The 9,292-nt window shown below is 76.3% G+C and carries 13 protein-coding genes; 5 read left to right on the top strand and 8 right to left on the bottom strand.

Annotated elements, in window-relative coordinates:
- Window positions 1–121: 121 nt before the first annotated feature.
- Together ACZ4UX_RS32480 and ACZ4UX_RS32485 are read right to left on the bottom strand one after the other, a co-directional pair.
- On the bottom strand, window positions 122–1,012 hold the full coding sequence (locus tag ACZ4UX_RS32480; RefSeq protein WP_465709257.1) for a S41 family peptidase: 891 nt from the start codon (window positions 1,010–1,012) through the stop codon (window positions 122–124).
- A gap of 135 nt (window positions 1,013–1,147) precedes the next feature.
- Complete coding sequence (locus ACZ4UX_RS32485; protein WP_359807678.1) at window positions 1,148–1,999, bottom strand: LysR family transcriptional regulator; 852 nt, start codon at window positions 1,997–1,999, stop codon at window positions 1,148–1,150.
- Window positions 2,000–2,079: 80 nt separating this feature from the next.
- Here ACZ4UX_RS32485 and ACZ4UX_RS32490 point away from each other — a divergent pair, with 80 nt between their 5' ends.
- A complete protein-coding gene (locus ACZ4UX_RS32490; protein ID WP_465709258.1) occupies window positions 2,080–2,574 on the top strand; it encodes a cupin domain-containing protein in 495 nt (164 codons plus the stop codon).
- A gap of 72 nt (window positions 2,575–2,646) precedes the next feature.
- Window positions 2,647–3,009, top strand: coding sequence for a DoxX family protein (locus ACZ4UX_RS32495; protein ID WP_465709259.1), 363 nt, complete (start codon window positions 2,647–2,649; stop codon window positions 3,007–3,009).
- 45 nt (window positions 3,010–3,054) lie between these two features.
- Here the strand turns inward: ACZ4UX_RS32495 and ACZ4UX_RS32500 are convergent, their stop codons facing one another.
- Window positions 3,055–3,591: a hypothetical protein gene (locus tag ACZ4UX_RS32500; protein ID WP_329485654.1), complete on the bottom strand. Its 537-nt coding sequence runs from the start codon at window positions 3,589–3,591 to the stop codon at window positions 3,055–3,057.
- A 333-nt stretch (window positions 3,592–3,924) separates the two neighbouring features.
- On the opposite strand from ACZ4UX_RS32500, the gene ACZ4UX_RS32505 reads away from it, so the two are divergent.
- Complete coding sequence (locus tag ACZ4UX_RS32505; protein ID WP_465709260.1) at window positions 3,925–4,326, top strand: hypothetical protein; 402 nt, start codon at window positions 3,925–3,927, stop codon at window positions 4,324–4,326.
- Between the two features lie 141 nt (window positions 4,327–4,467).
- Here the strand turns inward: ACZ4UX_RS32505 and ACZ4UX_RS32510 are convergent, their stop codons facing one another.
- The 4 genes from ACZ4UX_RS32510 to ACZ4UX_RS32525 all read right to left on the bottom strand — a co-directional run bounded on the left by ACZ4UX_RS32510 (window position 4,468) and on the right by ACZ4UX_RS32525 (window position 6,369).
- Window positions 4,468–4,779, bottom strand: coding sequence for a TfoX/Sxy family protein (locus ACZ4UX_RS32510; RefSeq protein WP_465709261.1), 312 nt, complete (start codon window positions 4,777–4,779; stop codon window positions 4,468–4,470).
- Window positions 4,776–5,123 carry a nuclear transport factor 2 family protein gene (locus ACZ4UX_RS32515; RefSeq protein WP_329485657.1) on the bottom strand — a complete coding sequence of 116 codons (348 nt, stop codon included), beginning with the start codon at window positions 5,121–5,123 and terminating at the stop codon, window positions 4,776–4,778. The genes ACZ4UX_RS32510 and ACZ4UX_RS32515 overlap by 4 nt, the downstream gene beginning before the upstream one ends.
- Window positions 5,120–5,716, bottom strand: a complete 597-nt coding sequence (locus ACZ4UX_RS32520; RefSeq protein ID WP_465709262.1) for a TetR/AcrR family transcriptional regulator — start codon at window positions 5,714–5,716, stop codon at window positions 5,120–5,122. The genes ACZ4UX_RS32515 and ACZ4UX_RS32520 overlap by 4 nt, the downstream gene beginning before the upstream one ends.
- 179 nt (window positions 5,717–5,895) lie before the next feature.
- Complete coding sequence (locus tag ACZ4UX_RS32525) at window positions 5,896–6,369, bottom strand: hypothetical protein (RefSeq protein ID WP_465709263.1); 474 nt, start codon at window positions 6,367–6,369, stop codon at window positions 5,896–5,898.
- Window positions 6,370–6,606: 237 nt separating this feature from the next.
- On the opposite strand from ACZ4UX_RS32525, the gene ACZ4UX_RS32530 reads away from it, so the two are divergent.
- The gene (locus ACZ4UX_RS32530; RefSeq protein ID WP_465709264.1) at window positions 6,607–7,710 is read left to right on the top strand and encodes a carboxylate-amine ligase; all 1,104 of its coding nucleotides are present in this window, start codon (window positions 6,607–6,609) and stop codon (window positions 7,708–7,710) included.
- 149 nt (window positions 7,711–7,859) lie between these two features.
- Window positions 7,860–8,498 carry an endonuclease gene (locus ACZ4UX_RS32535; RefSeq protein WP_465709265.1) on the top strand — a complete coding sequence of 213 codons (639 nt, stop codon included), beginning with the start codon at window positions 7,860–7,862 and terminating at the stop codon, window positions 8,496–8,498.
- 18 nt (window positions 8,499–8,516) lie between these two features.
- Here the strand turns inward: ACZ4UX_RS32535 and ACZ4UX_RS32540 are convergent, their stop codons facing one another.
- On the bottom strand, window positions 8,517–9,059 hold the full coding sequence (locus ACZ4UX_RS32540; RefSeq protein WP_329485662.1) for an ATP-binding protein: 543 nt from the start codon (window positions 9,057–9,059) through the stop codon (window positions 8,517–8,519).
- Window positions 9,060–9,292 lie beyond the last annotated feature (233 nt).

Here is a 9,292-nt window from a genome sequence, read left to right on the forward strand (position 1 = left end):
CGGTCCTCCCTCCCTCCCCCCCCCCCCCCCCCCCCCCCCCCCCCCCCCCTCCCCCCCCCCCCCCCCCCCCCCCCCCCCCCCCCCCGCCACCGGTCGGCGGAGCAGGCCGGGTGGCGGGCGCTTAGCGGGCCGCCGCCCGGAAGGCGTCCAGCGCCGCGTCGAGCGCCCGGTCGGCGGGTACGGCGATGTCGGGGACGACCCCGACACCCTCCCAGTTGGTGCCGGTCACCGGGCTGATGGTCCGGGCGGTCGGCACGGTCACCATGATGTGCTCGGTGACCGGGTACCGGTCCGTGGGGTGGGCGCCGCCCCGCGTGGTCTCGCCGATCAGGGTGGCCCGGCCGTGCGCCTGGAGGGTGTAGGCGACGTCCTCTCCCCCGGAGAAGGTGACGGCGCTGGTGAGCACGTACACCGGGCGGTCGAGGTAGCGGGGCGCGGGCAGGTGGGCGGACGTCCAGAACTGCCGCGTCGCCCCGGAGGCGCGGTCGTAGATGTCGTTGAGGTGGACCTGGTCGTCGGGGAAGAAGTAGCTGCACCACATGGCGGCCCCCTCGGGCGCGCCGCCGCGGCACGCGCGGAGGTCCAGGACGAGGGCGCGGCTGCCGGCGGCCAGTTGCAGCGCGGCGCCGACCACGGCCGCGCCGCCCTCGGCGTCCGGTATGAGGCGGACGTCGATGTACGCGACGCCGTCGTCCAACTGCTCGACCCGGCGCACGCCCTGGTTCGCGGCCCGGAGCATCGCGAGGAACGCGGCCCGCCCGGCGTCCTCGTCCGCCGGCTCCAGCGACTGGGGCTCGTCCACCCAGAGCAGCCGCAGGTGCTTGTCCGGGCAGACCTCCTGGAGGTCTGCGGTCACCGCCTCGCACAGCGCCGGCCCGTCCAGGCCGTCGTACGCACCGGCCTGGAGCCGACGCCGGATCGCGGCGTCGATGGACTCGGTCTTCTCGGCGAAGACGTACCCGGTGGCGATCCGCCCCAGGGCCTGCTCGATGATCTGTTCGTTGTTAGGCATCGCGGGCGATGCTAGAGCCTGGCCGGGACATGATCAACAGTTTTCGCCGGTGCGGGACACCGGCCGGGTCCGCCCGACCGCCCGTCGGAGGGGCTCGCCCCGCGCCTCCCGCCCCGGTCCGCCGGGCCCGGCGGGTCAGTCGCGGTAGGCCGCCGTGGCGAGCTGGACGAACGAGCGGATCAGCGGGTTCGCGTCGCCCTCCCGCCAGGCCGCCACCACCCGGCTCGGCGCCATGTCGGCCAGCGGGACCACGGCCAGCTCCCCGGGCGGCCGGTGGCCGAGCGGCGCCATGCCGACGGTGCCGTTCCAGAGCACGGCCTGCAGGCACTCCTGGACGGCGCGCACCACGGGGCCCTCGCGCGGCTCGCCGCCGTTCCAGTACGAGCGCCAGAGGGGGTCGGTGCCGTCCGGGAACTGGAACCAGCGCCGGCCGGCCAGGTCGGCCAGCTCCAGGCGGTCGCGCCGCGCCAGCGGATCGTCGGCGCGCAGCACCGCGCCCACCCGGTCCGCGCGCAGCTCGTGCACCGTCAGGCCGGCGCCGTCGAAGGGGCCGCGGGTCAGCGCGACGTCGACCAGTCCGGCGCGCAGTCCGCAGGTCGGATCGGTCAGGTCGGTCTCGCGGATCCGGATCTCGACCTCCGGGTGCCGCCGGCCGTAGGTGGCGGCCAGCCGCCGCGCTCCCCGGTCGAAGCTGTCGGCGAGGATGCCGACGGTGATGGTCGCGGCGCCCGACGCCGCGGCCACCCGCAGCCGGATCTGCTCGGCCCGGTCGAGCAGCGTCCGCGCCTCGTCCAGGAGCACGGCGCCGGCCGGGGCGAGCGAGACGCCCGCGGCGGAGCGGTACAGCAGCACGGCGCCGAGGTCCGTCTCCAGCTGCTTGATCGCCCGGCTCAGCGGCGGCTGGCTCATGTGCAGTCGGGCGGCGGCCCGGCCGAAATGGAGTTCCTCGGCGACGGCGACGAAGTAGCGCAGCGTGCGTAGCTCCATGGTGCAACGATACCGGCGCGGTATCGGCGGACCGGAACGGGTCTTGGACGGCCGCCGCACCCCGGCGGTGGAATCGGGGCATGACGAACGAACCGAGGACCGGCGAACGGCCGGCGGAGCCCGTGGTGTCGGTGGTCGGCCCGGGCGAGGGCGAAACGATCCTCCTGGGCAGTACCCGAATGCGCATCCTGGAGGACGGCAGCACCACCGGGCACCGGCTCGGGATCGCCGAGTCCGTGCTCGCGCCGCACACCCCCGGGCCGCCGCAGCACCGTCACTCCCAGCACGACGAGGGCTTCTACGTCGTCTCCGGCACGGTGCGGTTCACCGTCGGGGAGCGGGAGCACGACGCGACGCCGGGCACCCTGGTGATGGTCCCGCCCGGCGCCCCGCACACCTTCGCCAATCCGACCGACCAACCGGCCGTCATGCTCAGCACGTTCACGCCGGACCTCTACGTGCAGTACTTCCGCGACCTCCAGGACATGATCGCCGGCGGCGGGGCGCTGACCCCGCGGGCCCACCTCGGGGTGATGAGCCGCTACGCCACCGAGCCCGCGCCCGACCTCGCCTGACCGCCGGGCGGGCGCCGGCCGTGACCCCGCGGGCGCCCGCCCCCACCACGCACACACTTCCGGAGGGGAACCGTGAACACCGCCTACTGGGCCGCCGCCGGCCTGCTCGCCCTCTTCTACCTCTACGGGGGCGGGCTGAAGCTGCTCCGGAGCCGGGAGCGGCTCCGCCCGATGATGGCGTGGGTGGACAGCACGCCGATGGCGGCCGTCCGGGCCATCGGGGCGGTCGAGGTGCTCGGCGCGGTCGGGCTGGTCCTGCCCCCGCTGACCGGGGTCGCGCCGTGGCTGGGCCTGGCCGCGGCCGTCGGGTTCGCGCTGCTGCAGACCGCCGCCACCGCCGTGCACCTGCGCCTCGGCGACCGCCGGGTCGCGCTCAACCTCACGCTCCTGGCCGTCGCGGCGGTGACCGCCTGCCTGGCGACGACCTGGCGGTGAGCGCCGGCACGCGCCCGGGCCGTCCGACCCGGCGGACCGCGGCCGCTACGGCGTGGCCGACGGGCTGCCGGGGGCGGCCGTCCGGCCCGGGCGCATGCCGGCCTTGAGGTCGCTCATCGCCGCCCGCGCCACCTGGTCCACGGGGTCCTTCTCGCCGAAGCCGTAGTCGACCGCGCCGTCCCGGTTGCCCGCCGCGGCGAACAGCCAGCGCGGCCCGTACTTCGTCGCGCCCAGCCAGACCTCGAAGTCCTCCCCCGCGTAGGAGAACCGGACGGCGTCGGTGCCGTTCACCACCACGATCGAGCCGTCCAGGCGGTCGGCGAGTTCGTGCAGCGGTGTACGCCCCGGCACCTGGGTGCTCTCCGACTGGACGGCGAGCACCGAGGACAGCGGCCCGGTGATGACGGGCCCGTCCTGGGTGGTGAACCGGAAGCCGGGCTGCCCCGCGATGTCGATGGACCCGCCCTCCATCGAGCTGCCGAAGGCGAACGGACCGACCGCGAAGGTGCCCGGCTTCACCCCGTGCCAGCCGTCCGACAGCAGCACTGCCACCACCTCGTTCGCATTGACGTGCAGGCCCATGACGGATGTCCCTTCTCGGTGGCGCGCCCGGTTCCGCCCGGCCGCGCCGACGGCCCGGCCAGGTCCTGCACCTGGCCGTCGTTCTCGAACCGCTCGGATCGATCACCTCGATCCTCGGCCACGTGATCCGGCTCTGTCTCGCACATCGGCCGGTGGGCACCCTCGTGGCGCCCACCGGAGGCCGGGGCGGTCGGGAAGGCGTCGTACCGCCGCGTCCGGCGGGCGGGCAGCGCGGAGACGTCGGGACGGCGCGCTACGGCCTCTGCGCCGCCCGTCCGGACCGGCACCGGGCGCAGTAGGATGGAAGGTTCCCGACCGCGCAGTCCGACGGGGGTGGCGATCGTGCAACACGCCGAACGAGACCTGATGACCCTGGGCGAGACCATCGAGCCGCTCGCCGAGATCGCCCCGGCCTCCGTCGCGACCCGGGCCCGTGCCCTGGTGGCCGCGCACGCCCTGGACGAGGCGGACTGCCGGCTGCTGCTGGAGGCCCTGGGGCTGGCGGCCGAGCCGGCCGGCCCCGGTACGCGGACCTGCGTGCGCTGCGGGCGCGCGTACGAGCACCCCGGCGTCCGGCGGCGGGACAGCTTCTGCTCCGGCCACTGCTACCGGGAGGCCGGCGGAGCCCCGGGCGAAGCCGCCGCGGCCCCTGACCCGCCGTCCGGGACAACCGGGGGCGCCGATGGTGGGGCGCCCGGTACGAACTCTGCCCCGACGGCCTCACCGCCGAGCTGAACGGCGCGGCCGACCCGGAGCGGCTCACCGCTCTCCTCAAGCGGTACAGGGCCCTGAAACGGTAGTGCCGTGACGGCGGGAGACGGAGAGACCGCCGGCCCCGGTCGGGTGGCGCGGCGGTGTCTTCGAGGAGCCGCGCGGTCAGGCGAGGGCCGCGCGGGCCAGCGCGCACAGCCCGTCCCGGTCGTCCATCACCTCCGCCGGGACGCTGTAGTACGCCCGCACCACCACCTCGCGGCCCGCCGCGTGGTAGGTGAACGGCGTGGACCCCGCCTCCTCGTAGGAGGGGCGGGACGCGCCGTCGACACGGAGGTACAGGGTGTCCATCACCATCGCGAACTGGCTGCCGCGGCTGCGCAGTGCCCAGCCGCCGAAGTAGCGGTGGAGGGTGACCTCGCCGAGCGGCGCCAGCTGGTCGGCGACGTGCTCGGCGAGGCTGCGGGAACCGCTCACGCGGGAAGGAAGAACCCGGTGATGTCGGCGAGCCGGCCGTCGCGGTGGAGCGCGGTGCTCACGCCCGCCATGGCGGGCTCGCCCTGCTCGCCGAGCTGGGTCCACCGGGCGAGCGAGCGGTCGTGGTGTTCGAGCACCTCGTCGATGCGGAACCGGTGACCGGGGAAGGCCCCGGCGAACCCGGCCATGTAGCCGGCCAGCCCGGCCAGCCCGGCGACCTCGGTGCCCGGGTCCCGGTAGGCGACGTCCTCGACCGCCACCTCGCCGAGCGCGGCGAGCCGCTCGCCGGCGTCCGCCGACCAGCACGCGGCGTAGTCCATCCAGAGCTGCTGTGAGTCACTCATCGCTGTCCGTCTCTCTCGTAGCCGATCGACGCCATCGCGCCGTCGGTGATCGTGCGCAGTTTGGTGACGGGGGTCGCGGCCCGGACCAGCACCAGCAGGCCCTGGTAGAGCGCCAGCAGCTGGGCCGCCGACACCTCGACGTCGAGGTCCGCGGACAACAGGCCCAGCGCCCGGGCGCGCGTCAGGGCCTCGGCGAAGCCCGACTCGATCGTCTCCAGCCCCCGGTGGACCGCGTCGGCGGCCTGCGGGACGGTGAAGCACTCCACGGCGGTGTTGGTCAGCAGGCACCCCGGGTCGGGCTCGGGGCCGGTCTCGAACGTCGAGGTGAAGAACGACCGGATACCCGCCACCGGGTCCGCCGGCTCCAGGAGGTGCTCCCGGACCCGGCCCCGCACCACCTGGTCGTTGTAGGCGTCCAGCGCCGCGCGGAACAGGCCGTCCTTGTTCTCGAACACCCGGTACAGGCTGCCCGGATGCAGCCCGGTCGCCTCCTCGATGTCCCGCACCGAGGCCCCCTGGTAGCCGCTGCGACGGAACAGCCCCATCGCACGGGCCAGGACCTCGTCCCGGTCCCAGAGCTGCTTGCGCCCCACCCGCGACCCCCTTAGTTGAACGATCGCTCACAAAAATAGCACGCCGCCGGCCGGGGCCGCGCCGCCGTCGAGCACCGGGGCCGGGCCGCTCTCGTCCTCGCCCTCGCCCTCGCCCTCGCCGGAACGGACTCGCCCGCCCTCGCCGAGGTCCAGGTGTTGCTCGCCGCCCGTCCCCAGGTCTAGGCGCCGGTCAGCCGGGACCGCGCGGTGTTGCGGATGCGCCTGGTCCGGCCGCCCTCGGCGAGGACGGCCAGGGCGATCACCGCCGAGGACTCCTCGGCGGTGCGCAGCTGGAGCCAGTCGGAGGCGGCGAGCAGGGCGTCCGCCTCCCACGGTTCGTCCAGCGTCACGGCCCGCAGCAGCGTCCACTCCCGCAGCCGCCGGGCGGCAGAGGCGTCCGCCGCCACCGGGCCGGTCATCTCCAGGCACCAGGCCGGGTAGGCCGGGTCCGTGAGCAGTTCGGCGGCCCGGCGGCCGAGGTACTCGCGGACGGCCTCGCTCGCCGTCGCCGGGTCCGGCCCGGTGAGCACCCGGGTGACAAGGGCGGCCGCGTCCTCCGGGGCGACCTCCGCGAAGGCCCTGCGACAGTCCGCCGCCCCTGCGTACCCGGCCGTGTCCCGGTCCTGCCCACCGCCCGGTGCCGCGTCGCCCATGCTGCTGCCCCTTTCGGCCGGCGCCGGACGCACCGGCCCGGCGCCCACGGCGAGCGGGCCCGCCGCACCCACGACCGTCGCGGACGCCCGCCCCCGTAAGCCTCGACTCGTACGTACCCCCGCCGACCGGGTCGAACCCGCAGGGCGCCCCGGTCGGCGGGGGGTGGGCCGGGCGCAAGGCGGTGGAGGCCGCCGCCGACCCGGAGTGATCCGGGTGACGGCGGGTAGTCGCCAGGCATGCTGACCCTGGGTGTGGAAGAGGAATACCTGCTGCTCGACCCGGAGACCGGTCTGCCCCTGGCCCGCGCGGCCCAGGTGCGCCGGGCCGCCGGGCTCCACCCGGCGCTCGCCGACGGCGAGGTCCAGCACGAACTGCTCCAGGCCCAGCTGGAGATCGCCACCCCGGTCTGCCACGCCCTCGACGAGGCCGGGGGCCACCTGCTGCGGATGCGCCACGCCCTCGGCCAGGCCGCCCACCAGGAGGGCTGCCTCCTCACCGCCTGCGCGGCGGCGCCGTTCGCCGACACCGACCGCCTCCCCGTCCCGGTGACCCCGACGGCCCGCTACCGGGCCATGCACGCCCAGGCCCGGCGCCTCACCGACGAACAGCTGATCGCCGGGATGCACGTCCACCTCGGCATACCCGACCGGGCGACCGGCGTCACCCTGCTGAACCGGCTGCGGCCGTGGCTGCCCCTGCTGATCGCGCTCTCCGCCAACTCGCCCCTGTGGCACGGCGCCGACACCGGATTCGCGTCCTGGCGCACCGTCGTCTTCGGACGCTGGCCGGTCAGCGGACCGCCCCCGTCCTTCCGGGACACCCAGGACTACGACCGCCGCACCTCGGACCTCGTCGGGGAGGGGCTCATCCGTGACAGCGGACAGCTCTACTGGCACATCAGGCTCTCCGAGCGGTACCCCACCGTCGAGGTCCGCGCCATGGACGTCCAGCTCCGCCCGGACGAGGCGGTGATGCTCGCGGGCCTCCTCCGCGCCCTCGCCACCCGGCTGCTCGACGACGACCGGGCGCGGCCGCCCGCGCCCGCCGTCACCCCCGAAGTACTCGCGGCAGCCGTCTGGCACAGCGCCCGGCACGGCTGCACCGGGACGGTCCTCGACCCGCTCTCCGGGCACCTCGCGCCCGCCGCGCGCGCGGTGGCCGCGCTGCTGGACTACCTGGACCCGGTGCTGACCGCCACCGACGACGGGCGCCACGTCACGCCGGTGCTGGAACGGCTGCTCCGCGAGGGCAACGGGGCCGTGCGGCAACGGCGCACGCTGCGCCGACACGGCAGGGCGGAGTTCGTCGCGACGATCGCCGACGAGACCACGGGGGCCTGAGCGAGACCACCGGGGCCTGAGCGCCGATCAGTGCCACCGGCCCGGCGTGTCACCCGCGCCGGGCCGGGTAGCCGAGCCGGTGGGAGGAACCGCCCGTCCGGCGCCGGGTACCTCCCCGCGCAGGGCGCCGCCGAGCGGAGGTGACTCCGATGGACGCGAAGCGGACGGCACGCCGGGTGCTCCACGACTACGGCGAGACCTATGCCCACCAGGCCGGCATCCGCCTGGCCGACACCCCGGCGCCGCTGTACCAGGTGCTGGTGCTCTGCGTCCTGTGCGCGGCCCCGATCCGGACCGAGACGGCGGTCGCCGCCGCCCGCGAGCTGTTCGCGGCCGGGCTGCGGACGCCCCGGGCGATGGCGCGTGCCACGTGGCAGGACCGGGTGGACGCGCTGGGCCGCGCCCACTACCGCAGGTACGACGAGAGCACGGCCACGGCTCTCGGCGACGGCGCGGAGCTCGTCCTCGACCGCTGGCACGGGGATCTGCGGGCGCTGCGCCGGGAGGCCGGCGGAGACGTCGAACGGCTGCGGGGGCTGCTGCGGGAGGTGCCCAGGATCGGCCCGACCGCCGCCGACATCTTCTGCCGCGAGACCCAGGGCGTCTGGCCGGAACTCCGGCCCTTCTTCGACACGCGGGCCCGGCGGAGCGCCTCCACCCTGGGCCTCCCCCGCAGCCCCGGGGCGCTGGCCGACCTCGTCGCGCCGCGCGACCTCGTCCGGCTCGCGGACGGCCTGGTGCGCGCCGGCCGCGCGCCGGGGGCGGTGGAGCGGCTGCGGGCCGGCTGAGCGGCACCCGGCCCCGCGTCAGGGCCGCCGGGGGCCGGGCGGGGCCGGCACCTCGGCCCACACCGTCTTCCCGTCACGCTCCGGCCGGTACCCCCAGGCACGGGCGAGCCGGTCGACCACCCGCAGCCCGTGCCCGCCGGGCGCGCCCCGGTCGGCGGGCGGGCGCAGCCGTGGCGGCTCCCGGCCGGCGTCGCCGACCTCGATCCGCAGCCGACTGCCGTCCCAGGCGAGGCGCAGCTCGTACGGGCCTCCGGGGGCGTGCACGCACGCGTTGGTGACCAGTTCGGAGACCATCAGCACGACGTCCTCGGCCGCGGCCAGCTGCTCGTCGTCGGCCGCCGGCAGCCACTGCCAGTCGGTCAGTGCGCGGCGGCAGAAGTCGCGGGAGCGCGGTACGGCGCCGGCTCGCTCCGCCAGGAACAGCCGCCTGGTCTGCTGCGCACGGGGTTCGGTGGTGTGGTCGATCGTCCTCATCGCCTCTTCGGCCTCTGCGTCGAGCGGGCAGCCGGGGGGACCGGCGCCGGCGGTCGGCCCGGTCGGTACGGCCGCGGTGTCGTCCATGACCCGCGCCTGCCCCGCTCCGTGGCCGCTACACGGGCCCCGCGCCGGTTGCCCGGAACGGACGGCGATCGCACCGCGGGGGGGGGGGGGGGGGGGGGGGGGGGGGGGGGGGGGGGGGGGGGGGGGGGGGGGGGGGGGGGGGGGGGGGGGGGGGGGGGGGGGGGGTGGGGGGGGGGGGGGGGGGGGAAGGGGGGGGGGGGGGGGGGGGGGTGGCGCGCGTAGAGTAGTCGTTG

This window comes from Kitasatospora sp. NPDC028961, from assembly GCF_055564815.1.